Origin of the sequence: Novosphingobium sp., from assembly GCF_049240505.1 — a bacterium.
Taxonomy (GTDB): domain Bacteria; phylum Pseudomonadota; class Alphaproteobacteria; order Sphingomonadales; family Sphingomonadaceae; genus Novosphingobium.
In genome coordinates this window covers 1-17,716 of record NZ_JBMLSM010000205.1, presented here as the reverse complement: position 1 = coordinate 17,716, position 17,716 = coordinate 1, and the positions used below count along the sequence as shown (strand labels likewise).

Annotated in this window: 15 protein-coding genes; 5 read left to right on the top strand and 10 right to left on the bottom strand. The window is 61.9% G+C overall.

The features are described 5' to 3' along the window. Nucleotides 1-33: 33 nt before the first annotated feature. The 9 genes from ACOVQ0_RS16630 to ACOVQ0_RS16590 all read right to left on the bottom strand — a co-directional run bounded on the left by ACOVQ0_RS16630 (nt 34) and on the right by ACOVQ0_RS16590 (nt 9,177). Nucleotides 34-789, bottom strand: coding sequence for a hypothetical protein (locus tag ACOVQ0_RS16630; RefSeq protein WP_421886957.1), 756 nt, complete (start codon nt 787-789; stop codon nt 34-36). 3 nt (nt 790-792) lie between these two features. Then, complete coding sequence (locus tag ACOVQ0_RS16625) at nt 793-1,560, bottom strand: hypothetical protein (protein WP_421886955.1); 768 nt, start codon at nt 1,558-1,560, stop codon at nt 793-795. Beyond that, nucleotides 1,547-3,592 (bottom strand): CHASE2 domain-containing protein, encoded by a 2,046-nt coding sequence (locus ACOVQ0_RS16620; RefSeq protein WP_421886952.1) that lies wholly within the window; start codon nt 3,590-3,592, stop codon nt 1,547-1,549. Before ACOVQ0_RS16620 ends, ACOVQ0_RS16625 begins: the two co-directional genes overlap by 14 nt. 158 nt (nt 3,593-3,750) lie before the next feature. After that, a complete protein-coding gene (locus ACOVQ0_RS16615) occupies nt 3,751-4,422 on the bottom strand; it encodes a nitroreductase (protein ID WP_421886948.1) in 672 nt (223 codons plus the stop codon). Between the two features lie 58 nt (nt 4,423-4,480). Further along, a complete protein-coding gene (locus ACOVQ0_RS16610; protein WP_421886945.1) occupies nt 4,481-5,011 on the bottom strand; it encodes a DUF2846 domain-containing protein in 531 nt (176 codons plus the stop codon). A gap of 11 nt (nt 5,012-5,022) precedes the next feature. Continuing rightward, on the bottom strand, nt 5,023-5,712 hold the full coding sequence (locus tag ACOVQ0_RS16605; RefSeq protein WP_421886942.1) for a hypothetical protein: 690 nt from the start codon (nt 5,710-5,712) through the stop codon (nt 5,023-5,025). A gap of 45 nt (nt 5,713-5,757) precedes the next feature. Further along, nucleotides 5,758-7,572 carry a cobaltochelatase subunit CobT gene (cobT, locus tag ACOVQ0_RS16600; protein WP_421886939.1) on the bottom strand — a complete coding sequence of 605 codons (1,815 nt, stop codon included), beginning with the start codon at nt 7,570-7,572 and terminating at the stop codon, nt 5,758-5,760. A 75-nt stretch (nt 7,573-7,647) separates the two neighbouring features. After that, on the bottom strand, nt 7,648-8,301 hold the full coding sequence (gene fsa, locus ACOVQ0_RS16595; protein ID WP_421886936.1) for a fructose-6-phosphate aldolase: 654 nt from the start codon (nt 8,299-8,301) through the stop codon (nt 7,648-7,650). Nucleotides 8,302-8,493: 192 nt separating this feature from the next. Then, nucleotides 8,494-9,177, bottom strand: coding sequence for a DUF4197 domain-containing protein (locus ACOVQ0_RS16590; protein ID WP_421886933.1), 684 nt, complete (start codon nt 9,175-9,177; stop codon nt 8,494-8,496). 71 nt (nt 9,178-9,248) lie between these two features. Between ACOVQ0_RS16590 and ACOVQ0_RS16585 the strand changes: the two genes are divergently transcribed. Both ACOVQ0_RS16585 and ACOVQ0_RS16580 read left to right on the top strand, forming a co-directional pair. Continuing rightward, a complete protein-coding gene (locus ACOVQ0_RS16585) occupies nt 9,249-11,414 on the top strand; it encodes a primosomal protein N' (protein WP_421886930.1) in 2,166 nt (721 codons plus the stop codon). Between the two features lie 165 nt (nt 11,415-11,579). Then, nucleotides 11,580-13,148 carry a cryptochrome/photolyase family protein gene (locus tag ACOVQ0_RS16580; RefSeq protein ID WP_421886927.1) on the top strand — a complete coding sequence of 523 codons (1,569 nt, stop codon included), beginning with the start codon at nt 11,580-11,582 and terminating at the stop codon, nt 13,146-13,148. 9 nt (nt 13,149-13,157) lie between these two features. Here ACOVQ0_RS16580 and ada read toward each other — a convergent pair whose 3' ends face one another. Beyond that, a complete protein-coding gene (gene ada, locus ACOVQ0_RS16575) occupies nt 13,158-14,198 on the bottom strand; it encodes a bifunctional DNA-binding transcriptional regulator/O6-methylguanine-DNA methyltransferase Ada (protein WP_421886925.1) in 1,041 nt (346 codons plus the stop codon). Nucleotides 14,199-14,355: 157 nt separating this feature from the next. Here ada and ACOVQ0_RS16570 point away from each other — a divergent pair, with 157 nt between their 5' ends. From ACOVQ0_RS16570 to atpA, 3 genes are all read left to right on the top strand, one after another. After that, nucleotides 14,356-15,912, top strand: coding sequence for a S1C family serine protease (locus tag ACOVQ0_RS16570; protein ID WP_421886922.1), 1,557 nt, complete (start codon nt 14,356-14,358; stop codon nt 15,910-15,912). Nucleotides 15,913-16,080: 168 nt separating this feature from the next. Beyond that, entirely contained in the window at nt 16,081-16,635 is a 555-nt protein-coding gene (locus ACOVQ0_RS16565) for a F0F1 ATP synthase subunit delta (protein ID WP_421887150.1), read from the top strand. Between the two features lie 33 nt (nt 16,636-16,668). Further along, nucleotides 16,669-17,716, top strand: a 1,048-nt coding sequence (atpA, locus tag ACOVQ0_RS16560) for a F0F1 ATP synthase subunit alpha (protein ID WP_421886918.1), incomplete at its 3' end; no start/stop codon positions are given.

Here is a 17,716-nt window from a genome sequence, read left to right as displayed (position 1 = left end):
AGCCATTGCCCCGCGCCCCCGCTTCTGGTCAAGTCATTCGGCAGCAGGTTCGGCCAGAACCTCGGCCAGCCAGTCGAACTGCGCTTTGCAGCCGTTGTCGAGCAGCAGCGTGCCCAGCGCAGCGGCATCGGCGGGCACCGCTTCCGGCTCCAGCGTGACAATGCGGAACTCTGCTGCCTTATCCGGCGCAGTCTCGTCATAGATGCGGTACGTGCGGCCTTCCTGCGGGGCCAGCATCGTTTTTGGCCATGCAATACCGGCGGTCTTGGGCGGCCACTGCATACGCACCATTTCGCCACCTTCGCTTTCGGTCAGCCAGGTGAAGCTGCGCGCGTCTGCGTTTCCGCGCCAAAGGTAGATGTCACTGCCGCGCGGCACGCACACATTCCCGCTCTGCGTCGTATCGGCAATCCAGATGCTTACGGGCAAGGTTGCGTCCGACGCAGAAGCTCCGCGCACCGAAGCGCTGCGCACAGCCCCCGCCCGTACCGAAGCAGGATTGCTCAATGATCGGGCGAGCAACGCCGCAGCGCCGCGATCGCGATTGACCGCATTGTCGATCACGAACGCCCCTGCGCCTTTCAGCACCCGCGTACCTGCCCTGTCGAGTACGGTGACGACATCGCCCGCCTTCAAAACAACACTGGCGTTGACGGGAAGACGTTTGCCCTTGGGATAGCTTACCGCCGAAGGGCCGGTGGAACGAACCACCACGGCCTGTGCCATCGCAACCGGCGCGCAAGCACAGGCAAGAAGCGCCCCCGTTACCAGCAGAACCTTGCGCATCATGCTTCAACCCCCGGCCTGCGCACTGCTGCCCAGCGTAGCCAGCAGATCCAGCTGCGCCGAACAGCCCTTCTCTGCCATCACGCCTGCGATCTCGACTTCATCGGTCGGCACGCTGGCCAGAACGACCGTGCGGATTTTGACCGGTGCGCCCACCGGGCTGGTGAAGGTATAGGTCTGCCCATCGACCACGGGCACGCTGGCTGAAGGCCAGACTTTCAGCGGATTGCCCGCACGCCAGCTGACATCGGCCGTGCTGCCATCCTGCGAAAGCAGCGTGCCATTGCCATCCTGCGTCTTGTCCGGTCGCCACATGACCAGTGCCGCCGGGTCGGCCACGCAATAGGTGCCTCCCTTGCTGACATCGACATACCAGACGTTCTCTGGCCCGGCCGGGGCCGCCACAACAGGAGCCGTCGTTGCCCCGCGCACCGCCCCGGTGCGGGTCCGCGCGCCGCCACCGCGTGCCATCATCGATGCCAGCGCCGTTGCGCCATTGGCATCGCGATTGACGGTTCCGTTCAGTGTGAACGTGCCCGGCCCTGCCAGAACGCGCGTGCCTGCCTTGTCCAGAACCGTTACCTGATCGCCGCCTTTCAGCACGACCGTGGCATTCGCAGGCAGCTTCTTGCCCTGCGGATAGGTCGCCGCAGAAGGCCCGGTTGAGCGGACCACTACCGATTGCGCCAACGCCGCGCCAGCGATCGTGACTCCGGCGAAGGCTGCCACACCCGCAATACCTGCGCGCATCAGCTTGCGATCAACCCAGCCCATAACTCTCTCCCTCATGCGTCTGCCGCAGTCTTTCGATCAAATTCATCATCGCCTCATCACCCTGCGCCGAATCGCGCAGCCTGTCTGTGAGGGCCTGCACACGATCTGCCTCGCCCGCTGAATGGGCACTGAGCAGATCGGCGGAAATCGCGCGCTGGTCTGGCGACAAATCGGGCACCGGCTCGTAGACCTGCACCGGCGTAGACCGTCCGCGCAGCACCACTTCGCCCATCGGCCTGAACCAGTCGAGGCCGCACCGCTCCACCGCCTCAAGGCTTACCAGAACCTTGGTATCGAGCGTCTTGTTCGCGCCTTCAAGCCGCGCGGCCGTGTTCATCGCGTCGCCCAGCGCGGTATACTGAATACGCCCCTCACCGCCAAAGTTTCCGACCACCGCCTCGCCATAGTGAACGCCCACGCGGGTGCGGCCGATCTTGGGTACGCCTTCGGGAACGTTCTTGCGGAAGTCCTCGCCCGCCAGATACATTGCCCAGGCAGCCTTCACCGCACGTTCGCCATCGTCCGGGTAGGCGATGGGTGCGCCCCAGAAGGCGACGACCGCATCACCGACGAACTTGTCCAGCGTGCCGCCATATTCCAGCACCACCGCGCTCAATCGATCAAGGTAGTCGTTCAGCAGCCGCGCGATCATCTCTGGTTCAACAGCATGAGTCAGCTTGGTGAAACCCTCCAGATCGCTGAACAGGCAGAAGATTTCGCGCTTCTCTCCGTGCAACGAAAGCCGTTCGGGATTGCGCATGATCTCCGAAGCGACCGAACGCGGCAGGTATTTGCCCAGCGCCCCTTGCGCAAATTCGCGCTGCGCCGCGTTAATCGCGCGCAGACCGGAACTGACAGCCGTGAACGCGATCAACCAGCCGATCAGCCAGCCGGTGGCCGGCAAGTCCAACGTGTCATAGCCCGCCCGCTCGACCAGAAAGGGCACGGCAAGGAACAGAGCAAATTGCGCCAGCACCGCCAGCGTAAGCACCCAGGTGCGGACCTGCGCCACCGCCGTCGCCACGCCCAGCCCGACAGCCACCAATGCCGCCAGAACTTTGACCCATGTTGCAGGCGGCGCTTTCCACGCCTTGTCGAGCAATTGCGCCAGCATCGAAGCGTGAACTTCAACGCCGATCATCCGCGTCTCTCCGGTTACCGGATTACCCGTGCGCGTAAATGGCGTGTCGAACTGGTCGAAGTCCGAAAAATCGCCACCGATCAGGATGTAGCGCCCTTTCACCACGTCCGCCACGAAGGGCGCGGTCTCAGGATCGGCAAGGAGATCGATCGGAATCTTGTCAAACACCGGGCGGTCGCTCGCAGTCGGCACGCGGAACCGGATTGGCCCGGTAAACTTTTCAAAGCGCGCGTCGGCATCAGGCCCGTTCTGCGTGAGGGCCAGCGAAAGCAAAGGCGGCAGCCCCGCATAGTGCTTGGGCCAACGCCGCGCCACACCATCGGCATCGGTTTCCAGCAGGATCGATGCAGGGCCGACCTTTGCCGTCTTCACGCTCTGCTGGAACGCCTTGAGATCCTGCTCCTGCTCATATGTGATCGCTTCGGGATTGGTCTTGTTATCGGCATAGGCAAGATAGACCGGCGTCTGCATGGCTTTGAGCGATGCACTCAACAAACCGTCGTCGTCCTGCGGACTGTCGAACAGAACGTCGATCCCCACGCCCTTTGCGCCCAGCAGGTCGATCTGCGTCAGCGCCTTGGCCAGAATCGTGCGGTCCACCGGCGAGATCTGCCCCGTCGCGCGGTTGGTATCGGCGGTATAGACCACCAGCGTAACGCGCTTATCGGTATCGGCAGGCGGGGCGAAATTGGCAGCGCGCAGGTCGTAAAGCGCCGCTTCTGCATCACGCAGCAGCGGCAACCTCCAGCTACTGAACGCTACGAACAGTGCAATCAGGATCAGTGCCAGCGCCACGACCGTGCGCTGCGCCCCCAACTGCCCAAGCCCACGCAGCGCCGAGCGCCCAATCTCGCTCGCGCCTGCTTCCGCAGCCCCATTCCGCCAAGGCATGACTTGTCCCCCATCCGCACATATCGAAAGCCCGCAGACAAACTGCGAACCTTTCCCCTCGACGATGTTGCGAACCCGTAACGAGCGCTTTGGCGCCTCGCTTCACAGCATAGGCGGATTGTTGCAGGCCTGCCAATGCGGAACTGTGCGGAAGCGGTTCAGAAACCCAGAAAACGCACGTTGCCATCCACCGGTTCGCGTGCACGCTCAAACCCGTTCACCGGGTTCTCGTCATTGCGATAACCGATGGCAATCCCGCAGAAAAAGATATGCGTTTCATCGGAAACGCCGATGAAATCCTTGATCAGGCGGGCGTGCATGGCAAGGAATTCCTGCGGGCAAGAATCAAGCCCTTCCTCGCGCAGCAGCAGCATGATCGTCTGCAGCCACATGCCCGTGTCCGACCATTGCGGCGATCCCATCCGCCGGTCGAAATAGCACATCAGCACCGCAGGCGCGCCAAACGACGTCACATTGTTGCGAACGAAATCGGCGCGCGCATCGCCATCGCCACGCCCCACGCCCATCGCCTGATACATTGCCGCACCAACCGCGTGCAGCCGCGCCTTGCATTCAGGAATCACTTCCGGCTGCGACCAGGAATATTCGATCGGGTCCTGCAACGGCGAAGCGAGCATCTTCGCCTGCAACTCCGCCAGCGGCGCACCAGTTACGATGGTTGCTTCCCAAGGCTGGAAATTGCACCCCGAAGGCGCCCACCGTGCCTTGTCCATAACCCGCCGCAGCACTTCCAAAGGAACCGGATCAGGCTTGAACGCCCGGATCGAACGGCGGGAAAGAACGGCTTCGCTGACAGTCATCTGGCTCATGCCGGGTTAACTGCCCGGTTAAAACATGGCAGTCAACCCGACTTTATTCAATCATCTTTCAACGAGTGCCCGCCGCGGGTGCCGCCGTTTTCATCGCTGCAACTGCAGCCGCCACCTCGTCGGGACGCAGTGCGCCTGGCCCAGGCCCCATATCGTCGGCATCGACAAGCCGATCCGTGCTCGACTTGAGGAATTCCGCCTCAGTCGAAGGACGAAGATCAGGCCGTCCTGCCATGATGCCCATTTTGATCTTGCACATGGCGTACTGCGTTTCGTCAGACTCGACTTCCAAAGCGAGTACGTCCTTGGCTTCGCTCTTGACCGTATATTCGTGACGGCCTGGTTCAGTCACGAGAATGAAGTAACGCCCCGAACCAAGAGAGCTGATCTTCTGGCCCTTCTCGTTCACGGCACAGCCCATTGCAGCCCCCATTATCGTACCCGTGCGATAAAACACGATTTGCCCTTTGCCTGCTGGCGGCGGCGGGATCACCACCGGCGCACCGTCAGCCGCAATCGCGCCGGGTGCGTAAAGCGTGGAAGCAACCGTCAGCGCTCCGCCCAGTGCCCATAAAATTGCCTTTTTCATCCGCTTCCCTTTCATCGTTGCCCGACAATCTTGTCGCTTGAATAATTGAGAGGAATCGCACCTTTCGCGTCAACCTGAGGCATCCCGTCCGGGGCATCAGGTTTTAACGGAAAAGCTTCGGCGGTCTTGGCCGCGGCGATCGTTCCGGCTGGATAGACGACATTACGTCCCGTCACCGCAAAACCGATGATACCGATCGGCAAAGGCGTTGCCGCCGTGACGGCATTGAAAGCCACCACGCCATTGACCGCATCCTTGCCGACAAGCCCGATGCGCATGGACCGCAACTTCAGTCGCTTGTCCCCCACTTGTAGATAACGTGCAGCCACCACCAGTTCACCGGGCGCACCACTGCCGCCCGCCTTTTTGGCATGGACGATCTCGCCCTCACCAATTGTTCCGGCAGGAACCAACTCCTTGCCGTCGACTACAATTGCTTTGGCTAGATGCAGGGGAAACATCTGCCCGGTGCTGCTGATCTTGCTGCCAAGTTCAGCATCAACGATCAGTTCTATCGGCGTGAGTGGAGGTACTTGGAGAAAATCAGGTTTTGGCTCCTCTGCTTCCGGTACCTTCGCCTCTGGCAAAGGAGCTTCCTGCGCCGCCGCGTCAAGTGAAGCGGACACGGCAAGCAATGCTGAAACGAGCGTTAGAACGCTGCGCCTGTTTTTCCCCCACCCCATTACCGTGATGTGCGACAATGCCCTGCCGATGACAAGCGGGATATCGCGTCGGGAAACCAGCTCCTATTCGTCCTCGAACAGGTCAGCCAGTTGTTCGATGATTGTGCCGCCAAGCTGTTCTGCGTCCATGATTGTCACCGCGCGGCGGTAATAGCGGGTCACGTCATGTCCGATGCCGATGGCGACAAGCTGGATCGGCGATTGCTTTTCGATCCAGTCGATCACCTTGCGCAGGTGTTGTTCCAGATATCCGGCGTTGTTCACCGAAAGCGTCGAATCATCCACCGGCGCGCCGTCCGAAATCACCATCAGGATGCGGCGATCTTCGGGTCGTGCCAGCAGGCGGGTATGCGCCCATAGCAGCGCCTCGCCGTCGATGTTCTCTTTCAGAAGGCCTTCGCGCATCATCAGGCCAAGGTTCTTGCGCGCCCGCCGCCACGGCTCGTCCGCCTTCTTGTAAACGATATGGCGCAGATCGTTGAGACGGCCCGGCTGTGCCTGCTTGCCACCGGCCAGCCACGCCTCACGGCTTTGTCCACCCTTCCACGCGCGCGTGGTAAAGCCGAGGATTTCGGTTTTCACACCGCAGCGCTCCAGCGTGCGGGCAAGAATGTCGGCGCTGATCGCCGCAATCGAGATCGGCCTCCCGCGCATCGATCCCGAATTGTCGATCAACAGCGTGACAATCGTGTCCTTGAACTCGACATCGCGTTCGATCTTGTAGGAAAGCGAATGACCGGGCGAGATGACCACGCGCGCCAGTCGCGCAGCGTCGAGCAAGCCTTCTTCCTGATCGAAATCCCACGAACGGTTCTGCTGCGCCATCAACCGGCGCTGCAGCCGGTTGGCCAGCCGCGTAACCACGCCTTGCAAACCTTTCAGCTGCATATCCAGATAGGCACGCAACCGCGTCAGCTCTTCCTCGTCGCACAGGTCCGTAGCGGCAACGATTTCGTCGAACTGGGTGGTAAAAGCCTTGTAGTCGAAGTTCTCTGGAATGTCGGTCCACGGGCGGTTCGGGCGCGTGGGCAACATGCCTTCTTCGCCTTCATCGGCCATATCGGAATCGGCCGCATCGTCGTCCTGCTCGATTTCCTGTTCGGAATCCGAATCCTCGTCACCCTCGCTGGTGTCGCCAGCGACTTCCGAAGGCTGCTGCTCCTGATCGTCCGAGCTGCTCGGCTCTTCCTCGCCCTCGTCCTCGTCCTGCTCGTCCTCGTCTTCCTCGGTATCCTCGTCCTGCTCGCTGGCAGACTGGGTGAGATCGAGATGCTGGAGCATGTCGAGCGCGAGTTGCTGAAAAGCGCGCTGGTTGTCGAGCGAGAGCGCAAGGCCCTCGATATCGTCACCGACCTTGCTTTCGATCCAGCTGCGCACCATCGTCATGCCGGTGTCTGTAGACGCGGGCGAGGCTTGCCCAGTCAGCTTTTCGCGCAGCAAAAGCGCCAGCGCGGTAGGCAGCGGCACGTCTTCGGGCTTGGCGGAACGACTGATCGGATCCGACGCCATGCGCATCGCCAGCGCCGCACCAAGATTGCCGCGCATCCCGGCATAGGCATTCGCACCCAACGATTCGTAGCGCACCTGCTCGATCGCATCGTAGCACGCGCGTGCCAGCGCCTCGGAAGGCGCATGGCGACCATGCAGTGCTGCGTTGTGATGGCGCAGGCGCAGTGCCATCGAATCGGCATGGCCGCGCGCTTCGGCCACTTGATCGGCAGGAAGCGCGCGCCCCGGCATAGGCACGCGCATCGATTGGCCAGACTGCACCGGCGCATCCGCCGTCCACGCCACTTCCACTTCGGGATCAAGTGAAATGGCGCGTGCCGTGCCGGTCAGCACCGCACGGAAACGGTCGAGAGGAGATTCGTCAGCCAATGCCTACCTTCAACATTCAAACCGAAAGAGCCGCGCCCCCCCCCCCGCGGGGGCCACCCTCAGCCAAAAGCAACCTTATCCCATAGTCTGGCCGGTCGTAGCCCCGTACGCAAGGGACCCATGAAATACCTTGTCCGTCAGCACATGCTTGAACAGGCCCTTGATTACGGCGGGCGGCGCGGTGATCACATCGGCACCGATGCGCGCGCTTTCCAGCACATGCACGCCATGACGGATCGAAGCGACGAGAATTTCGGTTTCATAAGCGTAGTTGTCATAGATCAGGCGGATGTCGCGGATCAGGTCCATGCCATCAAAGCCATTGTCGTCATGTCGGCCAACAAACGGCGAAATGAACGTCGCTCCCGCTTTTGCCGCCAGCAGCGCCTGATTGGCCGAGAAGCACAGTGTCACGTTAACCTTGGTGCCTTCACCGGTCAGCGCCTTGCAGGTCTTCAGACCGTCGATCGTCAGGGGCACCTTAATGCACACATTGTCGGCGATCTTGCGCAGGATTTCCGCCTCGCGCATCATGCCTGCATGGTCGAGCGCCACAACTTCGGCCGAAACCGGACCATCGACCAGACCGCAGATTTCGCGGGTCACTTCGATGAAATCCTTGCCAGCCTTGGCGATCAGGGTGGGATTGGTGGTCACGCCATCAAGCAGGCCGGTGGCGGCAAGGTCCGCGATATCGGCGGTATCGGCAGTGTCGACGAAGAACTTCATGGGTCTGGCCTTCCAGAAGGGGGAGGATGATTCCCCCCGCCTATAGGGAAGGTGGCCCGCGTTGTCAGGCCGTCACTTTCGGCACGCCACCGCTCTCGGTCAAACACTGCGATATCCTTCGACAGGCTCAGGATGAGCGAAAACTTAAAACCCCGCTCATCCTGAGCCTGTCGAAGGATGAAAATGCTACGCCTATTTCACCCCAAACGCCGCCATCAGCATCGGATCATTGGTAGAGCGCGGATCAGCACGAATCGCCGCCTCTTCGCGCCCGATTGCACGGAAGATCGCGTTATCAGCCTGCATGGCCAGCGATTGCGCGATGCCGCCCACATCAACACCTGTCAGCGCCGCCAGAAGTTCGCCCACCAGCGGCTCCCGGCTGACGCGGATGGCATCGCCAAATTCCGGGACCATCAGTTCGACAAGACTGGTGCCCATTTCCTGATGAAGAAAGGCCGTCGCCGCCATCGGATCGCTGCTGCGGATCAGCGCCAGCGCGTTTCGCACGCCAATCGTTCGCACAGCGTCGGTTACGGCAGGCGCGGCGCGATTTGCCGCTTCATAGGCCATGTCATTGAAGGCGCGGCTCAAACGGTCTTTCATCAGCGGTCCCGTCAGGATGCGCGCGAGCACCCCACCGCGATTCCCCAGCGATTCCGGCAGAACAAGCCGGGTTATCTGGTCATCCCAGAAACCGCCGGGCTGGAGCAGTCGGGCAAAGGCGCGGTCGGACGAAAGAAACAGCAGGCGCCGCACCGCCTCTTCCAGCGAAAAAGCCGGAAAGCTCGAACATCCGGCTATCGCCAGAACGCCGATTGACGTCATGCCACCCAGCAAGGCGCGGCGATTGATCGGACCTGCAACCTGCGACACGTTTTTTCTCCTCAGTTCCTTCGCCTGCGGGCTTTGCCCCCGGCCTTCGTGCCCCATATAGACCGCGTAACATGAACCGCGTCCGATGCCTTGTCTTCAACGCCGCGCTAGGCCCGCTGGACTATCGCGTGCCCGCCGGGATGACCGTCGAACCCGGCAGCGTGGTGCTTGCCCCGCTTGGTCCGCGCCAGATCATCGGCGTGGTCTGGGAAGCGGAACGGCTGCCGGGAACCGAGGTTCCAGACAGCAAGCTGCGCCCGCTGCTGCAGGTGCTTCCCGTCCCTCCACTTGCCGCACCGTTGCGCCGCCTGATCGAATGGACGGCAGACTATTACCTCGCCCCCCTCGCCTCAGTCGCGCGCATGGCGCTCTCGAGCAACGCGGCGTTGCAGGGTGGCGGGACGATCACGGAATACCGCCTCACCGGCCGGGAGCCGGGCCGCCTGACGCCGCAACGCCTGATCGCGCTTGACCTTCTGCAGGATCAACAGGCAACGATCCGAGAACTCTCTGAAATCGCAGGCGTTTCCGATGGTGTGCTGCGCGGCATGGTCAACGCTGGTCTGCTCGAACCCGTCGTCGTGGATTCGGATCGGCCCTATCCCGTTGCCGACGCGCATTTTGCCGCGCCCGACCTGTCCGCCCAGCAGGCCGAAGTCGCAGCGAAATTCGTGGATTCGGTGAAAGCGCGGGAATTTCGGCCTTTCCTGCTTGATGGCGTAACCGGATCAGGCAAGACCGAGACCTATTTCGAAGCGGTGGCAACGGCGATCGAGGAGGGGCGGCAAGTCCTGGTGCTGCTGCCAGAGATCGCGCTGACCGAAACATTCCTCAAACGCTTCGAGGCGCGCTTCGGTGTTTCGCCGGTCACTTGGCACAGCTCGCTCAAAGCCTCGGAACGGCGGCGTGCGTGGCGTTCGGTGTCGCTAGGTGCAGCTCAGGTGCTTGTAGGTGCACGTAGCGCCCTGTTCCTGCCTTTTGCAAATCTCGGCCTGATCGTGGTCGATGAAGCGCATGAAATCTCGTTTAAACAAGACGATGGGGTGCGGTACAACGCCCGCGACGTGGCCGTGATGCGTGCCCGGTTCGAATCCACACCTGTAATTCTGGCCAGCGCCACACCGGCACTCGAAAGCCTGCAGATGGCAGAAGCTGGCCGCTATGAGCGCGTCATCCTCCCCGCCCGCTTCGGGGGTGCGACCTTGCCCGATATCAAGGTGCTGGACCTGCGCATTGAGCAGCCCGAACGCGGGCACTGGATCGCACCGCCGCTGGTCAAGGCGTTGAAAGACCGGCTGGAAAAGGGCGAACAATCGCTGCTGTTCCTCAACCGCCGGGGCTACGCGCCGCTGACCCTGTGCCGGACCTGCGGCTATCGCTTTCAGTGCCCGAACTGCTCGGCCTGGCTGGTGGAGCACCGCCTGTCCCGCCGCCTCGCCTGCCATCACTGCGGACACGAAGTTCCCCCGCCGGAAGCCTGCCCCGAATGCAGCGAACCCGACTGCCTGGTCGCCTGCGGCCCAGGTGTTGAACGGATTGCCGATGAGGTCGCGGAAATCCTTCCCGAAGCGCGCGTTGCGCTGGTTACTTCAGACACCCTGACAAGCCCGGCCAAGGCTGCGGAATTCGTTGAAATGGCCAACGCCAAGGCGATTGACGTGATCGTCGGCACGCAGCTGGTGACCAAGGGTTACCACTTCCCCGAACTCACCCTCGTCGGCGTGATCGATGCCGATATGGGTTTGGAAGGCGGCGATCTGCGGGCGGCAGAGCGGACCTACCAGCAGATCGCACAGGTTGCCGGACGCGCAGGACGTGGGGAAAAGCCGGGCGAAGTCCTGATCCAGACGCGCCATCCCGAAGCCGCCGTGATCGAAGCACTGGCACGCGGCGACCGCGACGCTTTCTACGAAGCCGAAGCCGAAGCGCGGCGCGATGCAGGCGCGCCGCCCTTTGGGCGCTGGGCAGCAATCATCGTGTCCAGCGAGGACGAAGCCGAAGCCCGCGATGCGGCACGCGGGATCGGCGGCACCGCGCCACGGCTGGACGATGTGCTGATCCTTGGCCCCGCCCCGGCGCCGCTATCGCTGCTGCGGGGGCGCTATCGCTATCGCCTGCTCATCAATGCGCGGCGATCAACCGAAGTGCAGCGGGTAATCCGCGAATGGCTGAAACCACTGCGCTTTCCGCCCGGCGTCCGCGTGGCAGTGGATATCGATCCCTACAGCTTCGTCTGATTGCAGCCCGAACCCTCGTCATTGCGAGGAGGCGAAGCTGACGAAACAATCCAGAGCGTTTGGCAGTTTGCTCTGGATTGCTTCGCTCCGCTCGCAATGACGAATTAAACGGGGTGACCCCAATGGGCAGGTTGAACCTATCGACACCTCGACCATTCCCCCTGAATGACCGTTCGCGCCTCAGGCCCCGTGCTTGTTCCCATCCTCGGGGATCAGCTTTCGCCCGACATTTCCAGTCTTGCTGATCGCAAGCCTGACGACACCATCATTCTGATGATGGAGGTGAGCGACGAGACGACTTACGTTCGCCATCACAAGGCAAAGATTGCCCTCATCCTTGCAGCCATGCGGCATTTTGCCGAAGAACTTCGCAAAGCGGGCTGGACGGTCGATTACATAAAGCTCGACGATGATGCGAATACGGGGAGTTTCACCGGCGAAGTCGCCCGTGCGGTTGAACGCCATCAGCCGCGCGGCGTTCAGGTGACCGAACCGGGCGAATGGCGCGTCCGGCAAGACATCGAGCGTTGGCGCAAGGATTTGCCGGTGCGCGTGCGCATCCTGCCTGACACGCGGTTCATCTGCCCCCTGCCCGACTTCTACGAATGGGCGGCAAGCCGCAGAGAATTGCGCATGGAGTGGTTTTACCGCGAGATGCGCCGCAAAACCGGACTGCTGATGGAAGATGGCAAACCCGTGGGCGGGCGTTGGAACTTCGATGCGGAAAACCGTGGTGGCCCGGAGGCGGGGCTTGAGCCGCCCGCCTTACCGGCATTCCGTTACGACGCTATCACGCACACGGTCTTCGATCTCGTCTCAGGTCGATTCGACAAGCATTTCGGATCGCTGGACAATTTTGGTTGGCCGGTGACACGCGCGCAGGCAGAAAGGGCACGCGATGCCTTCCTGAAGGATCGCCTGCCATCATTTGGCAAGTATCAGGACGCGATGGTTGAAGGGCAGGACTTCCTGTTCCACGCTGCACTTTCGCCTGCGATCAACATCGGCCTGCTCGATCCGCTGGACCTGTGCCGCCGTGCCGAAACCGAATGGCGCGAAGGCCGCGCACCAATCGAAGCCGTGGAAGGCTTCATCCGCCAGATCATCGGCTGGCGCGAATATATCCGTGGCATGTACTGGCTGGAAATGCCGGGGCTGGCCAAGGCCAACGGGCTAGACGCGAGCCGTCCACTGCCAGACTTTTACTGGACTGGAGAGACGGACATGCGCTGCCTTGCCGATTGCGTGCGCACTACGCGCGAAAATGCCTATGCGCACCATATCCAGCGGCTGATGGTGCTGGGCAATTTCGCGCTGCTGGCAGGGCTGAGGCCGCAGGATGTGGCGGACTGGTTTCTCGTGGTTTACGCCGACGCTTTCGAATGGGTCGAATTGCCCAATGTGGCCGGAATGGTCCTGCACGCAGACAAGGGGCGATTGGCGTCAAAGCCCTATGCCGCCAGCGGTGCCTACATTGACCGGATGAGCGATTATTGCGGCAACTGCCCGTTCGACGTGAAGAAGAAGACCGGCGATGGAGCCTGCCCGTTCAACGCGCTCTACTGGCACTTTCTGGCAAGCAACGAGAAAAAACTGGCAGGCTATCACCGCCTTGCCCAACCCTATGCCACATGGCGGCGGATGACCGACGACAAGCGCGCCGCCTATCTGGAAAGCGCAGAGGCTTTTCTGGCCACACTAAAGCCAGCAGAAACTGGCTGGGCGCGCGCTTGATCGAATGCCTCAATCGTTCCCTTCGCGCTCCTTGTTCAGCAAGCGTTGCTTGATATCCAACCCATAGGCGTAACCGCCGAGCGAACCGTCCGACCGTATCACGCGGTGACAGGGTATCAATACCGCCACGTTGTTGGCCCCGTTGGCAGAGCCTGCCGCCCGCACCGCGCCGGGCTTGCCCACTTCGGCGGCGATCTGCGCGTAAGAGCGCGTTTCGCCTGACGGGATACGTCGAAGCGCGTGCCACACCGCCTCCTGAAACGCGGTGCCTTTCACATCGAGCGGGATGTGTCCAAAATCCCCCGGCGCCTCAACGGCAGCCGCCACATCGCTCAGCAGTTGTGCAAACGCCTCGCCCCCCTGTTCCAGCAGCGCGTTGGGGAAACGGGTGCGCAGCGCGCCTTCATCTTCGTTGAAAGACAGACGACACACGCCCTTGTCCGTTGCAGCGACCAGCATCGACCCCAATGATGTTGGCACCACCGCCCAGCGGATCGTCACGCCGTGCCCGCCGTTGCGCCATGCAGAAGGTGCCATGCCAAGCCTTTCTTCAGCAGCATTATAAAACCGCGCCGGGCCAGAGAAGCCCGCGTCATAGATCGCATCGGTCACGCTGTCTGCTCCGGTGAGAACCTGCGCCATCCGCTCCTTCTGCAATGCTCGCGCATAGGCAGCGGGGGAAAGCCCTGTGCTGCGGGTAAATACCCGCTGGAAATGCGTGGGCGAATACCCACAGCGCGCCGCCAGATCGGCCAGAACAAGCGATTGCCCCGCCGCCTTGATCGCCTCGATCGCGGCAAGCACCGCGCGTTCATCGCGGGAAACATCGTCTGGCGAACAGCGCATACAGCCGCGCAGGCCTGCCTCTCGCGCCGCTGCGCCATCGGCAAAGAACCGCACGTTCTCACGCCGGGGATGCCGCGCCGCGCAGGACGGGCGGCAATAGATACCGGTGCTGATCACGCCTGTGACGAAACGCCCGTCATAGGTGCGATCGCGCGCCATGACCGCGCCCCACGCTTCATCATCGGTGATCGGCTGCGGCATCATAGCCCTTGGTGGATAGTGCGGCCTATGCGCAAGGCAAGGTTCGTCTGTGCAAGTCATCGTGTGTGTCATCCTCAACTGTGGAGACAACCTGCCGAATCGCGCCACGCACTGCGTCCCGCACCTTGCGGTCAAAGCAATTAGGCGCAAGAAGCGGCCCATGCGTGTCGCCCAGTTCATAACCGTTTTGCTTGCTTCGCTTTACATGGCCGTGGCCACGACTGCCGCCCATGCGGACCCGGCGGACATTTCCGCCGCAAGCCGCTCGGTCGTGCGGGTGGTGATCATCGAAAGCGATGGAGACAGGGCGCGCCTGATCACCCACGGCACCGGCTTTGCCGTCACGCCGAACCTGATCGTCACCAATGCCCATGTGGTGGAAGAACTGCGTGGCGATGATTCGCTGATTGCGGGTGTTGTCCCTGCGGAAGGACGCAACGGCTATCCCGCACGGCTCGTGGCCTATTCACCCGGCAACGATCTGGCCTTGCTGAAAATCGAGGGCGGCGGTTCGATCACGCCGATCACGCTGTTCCCCGGCGCCCCTGGCGATGGCGCAGAAGTCTATGCCGTTGGCTATCCCGGAAACGTCGATCTGGCGCAGGGCCTTTCGATGGCCGATCTCGTTACCCCGCAGGCAGCGGTGAAGACGCGCGGATACCTTTCGGGCGGACGATCGTCGCGCTCATTCGATACGCTGCTGCACACCGCACCGCTGGGTTCGGGCAATTCGGGTGGACCGCTGCTCGATTCGTGCGGGCGCGTGATCGGCGTGAACTCCTTCGGCACGGTCAGCGACAACAGCACCGATTCGGCCTTCTATTTTGCGATTTCGATGCGCGAGCTTTCCGCATTTCTGCGCCGCGCCAATGTGGAAGTGCATAGCAGCGGGTTGCCCTGTCGCTCGATTGCCGACCTGAACCGCGCAGAAGCTGAACGCGCCGCTGGTGAAGGCGCAAGGCTTGCTGCCGAAACCGAGGCGAAAGCCGAAGCCCGCGAACGCGCGATGGACAAGGCCCGTCGCGATGCCGAACTGGCTGTGCTTTCAGAACGGGACAACGGCCTGGCCCTTTCAGCATTGCTGCTCGTCGGCGCCTTGGCAGCGGGCGGCTGGGGCATGGTTCAGGCATCGAAACGACGCGGGCGGTTTCAGCGCAAACACGTGTTCGGCGCGGGCGCGCTATTGCTTTCAGCTGTGACCGTCTGGTTCCTGCGCCCCTCGCTCAACTCGATCGACCAACGCGCCAATGAAATGGTCGCCGAACCTTTGGCGAGCGCGAGCGCCTCCACCAACGCAACTGCAAAAACTGCTTCCGGTTCAATGATTTGCGTTCTCGATCCGCAGCGCAGCAGGGTCACCGTTTCTGATATTACCGACGTTCCGATCGAATGGAGCGATGGCGGCTGCATGAACGGCAAGACGCAATATGGCCAAGCCGATGATGGCTGGAGCCGCATTCTGGTGCCGAATGGCGAAGAGACGGTCTCGGTAAATTCGTATGACCCGCAGACACACACTTACACGGTTGAACGCTTCCTTGTCGGTCTGGACACGATGACGAAAGCCCGCTCGGAACGCGCAAAGATCAATGCACCTGCCTGCGGCGCGGGTGAGGATGCTGCGCTTCAGTTTGGCCGCAACCAGCAGACGATCAAGGCATTGCTGCCGCCGGAGCCGAACGAGCGGATGCGTTACAATTGCCAGCCCGCGCCATGATGGCGCACCACAGCACGAAATCCCTTCATACCTATGCACAAGAAGGCAAGTCGCATCTTGTCATAAGCGCCCGACGTTGCTAGGCGCGCCCCGTCTGCAGGCCACCCGGTGTTCATCTCCGGGCAATGGTCTGCTTCGGCTTATCCTTGGATGAAGGAACTTCGGCGCGTGGAGATTTCCAGCGGCATTACGGCCAGCCTGTCAGGGCGTTACGCCTCGGCATTGTTCGATCTGGCCAATGAACAGGGCTTTGTTTCGGCGGTCGAAGGCGATCTCGAGAAGCTCGATGCTGCACTGCGCGAATCGGCTGACCTCACTGGCCTGATCAACAACCCGCAGCTTGGCCGCGATGCAGCAGCGCGCGCAATGGATTCGGTTGCCGGCCTGCTCGGCCTTGGCGACCTGACCAAGAAGTTCCTCGGCGTGCTCGCTTCGAACCGCCGCCTTTCGGCCCTGCCCGACATGATCCGCGCCTTCGGCCAGATCGCTGCCGCCCATCGCGGCGAAGTCAACGCCGAAGTGACCAGCGCCCACCCGCTCGACGATGCCCAGATCGCAGCCCTCACCGAAAAGCTGAAGGTGCGCGCAGGCAAGTCGGTCAAACTCAAGACCAGCGTCGATCCCGAAATTCTCGGTGGTCTTGTCGTAAAAATCGGCAGCCAGATGATCGACAGCTCGATCCGCACCCGTCTCAATTCTCTCGCCCAGGCGATGAAGGCCTAATCGGCCCGCATAAGGTTCCAGGAAGGACAGAACATGGAAATCCGCGCCGCTGAAATCTCGAAGGTCATCAAGGACCAGATCGCCAGCTTCGGCACCGACGCTCAGGTCTCGGAAGTCGGGTCGGTTCTCTCGGTTGGTGACGGTATTGCCCGCATCCACGGCCTCGACAAGGTTCAGGCTGGTGAAATGGTGCAGTTCGCCAACGGCGTGAAGGGCATGGCCCTGAACCTCGAAGCCGATAACGTCGGCGTCGTGATCTTCGGCTCGGACGCCGAGATCAAGGAAGGCGATGTCGTCAAGCGCACCGGCACCATCGTTGACGTTCCCGTCGGCAAGGGTCTGCTGGGCCGCGTGGTCGATGCTCTGGGCAACCCGATCGACGGCAAGGGCCCGATCGTTGATGCCACGCGCACCCGCGTCGAAGTCAAGGCTCCGGGCATCATCCCGCGCAAATCGGTGCACGAACCCGTGCAGACCGGTCTCAAGGCGATCGACGCTCTCGTTCCCGTGGGCCGTGGCCAGCGCGAACTGATCATCGGTGACCGTCAGACCGGCAAGACCGCCGTCGCGATCGACACCTTCATCAACCAGAAGGCTGCCAACGCAGGGACCGACGAAGGCAAGAAGCTTTACTGCATCTACGTCGCCGTCGGCCAGAAGCGCTCGACCGTCGCGCAGATCGTGCGTCAGCTCGAAGAAAACGGCGCGATGGAATATTCCATCGTCATCGCCGCCACCGCTTCGGAACCGGCTCCGCTGCAGTATCTCGCACCCTACACCGGCGCGACGATGGGCGAATTCTTCCGCGACAACGGTATGCACGCCGTGATCGTGTATGACGATCTTTCCAAGCAGGCCGTGGCCTATCGCCAGATGTCGCTCCTGCTGCGTCGTCCTCCGGGCCGCGAAGCCTACCCCGGTGACGTGTTCTATCTCCACAGCCGCCTGCTGGAACGCGCTGCGAAGATGAACGACGACAACGGCAATGGTTCGCTCACCGCGCTGCCGATCATCGAAACGCAGGCTGGCGACGTGTCGGCCTACATTCCGACCAACGTGATCTCGATCACCGACGGCCAGA

Bases quoted from the DNA above. Each gene is read 5' to 3' on its own strand.
- ACOVQ0_RS16630 (WP_421886957.1), bottom strand. From the start codon at position 789: ATGATGCGCAAGGTTCTGCTGGTAACGGGGGCGCTTCTTGCCTGTGCT.
- ACOVQ0_RS16625 (WP_421886955.1), bottom strand. From the start codon at position 1,560: ATGGGCTGGGTTGATCGCAAGCTGATGCGCGCAGGTATTGCGGGTGTG.
- ACOVQ0_RS16620 (WP_421886952.1), bottom strand. From the start codon at position 3,592: ATGCCTTGGCGGAATGGGGCTGCGGAAGCAGGCGCGAGCGAGATTGGG.
- ACOVQ0_RS16615 (WP_421886948.1), bottom strand. From the start codon at position 4,422: ATGAGCCAGATGACTGTCAGCGAAGCCGTTCTTTCCCGCCGTTCGATC.
- ACOVQ0_RS16610 (WP_421886945.1), bottom strand. From the start codon at position 5,011: ATGAAAAAGGCAATTTTATGGGCACTGGGCGGAGCGCTGACGGTTGCT.
- fsa (WP_421886936.1), bottom strand. From the start codon at position 8,301: ATGAAGTTCTTCGTCGACACTGCCGATACCGCCGATATCGCGGACCTT.
- ACOVQ0_RS16585 (WP_421886930.1), top strand. From the start codon at position 9,249: ATGAACCGCGTCCGATGCCTTGTCTTCAACGCCGCGCTAGGCCCGCTG.
- ACOVQ0_RS16580 (WP_421886927.1), top strand. From the start codon at position 11,580: ATGACCGTTCGCGCCTCAGGCCCCGTGCTTGTTCCCATCCTCGGGGAT.
- ada (WP_421886925.1), bottom strand. From the start codon at position 14,198: ATGATGCCGCAGCCGATCACCGATGATGAAGCGTGGGGCGCGGTCATG.
- ACOVQ0_RS16570 (WP_421886922.1), top strand. From the start codon at position 14,356: ATGCGTGTCGCCCAGTTCATAACCGTTTTGCTTGCTTCGCTTTACATG.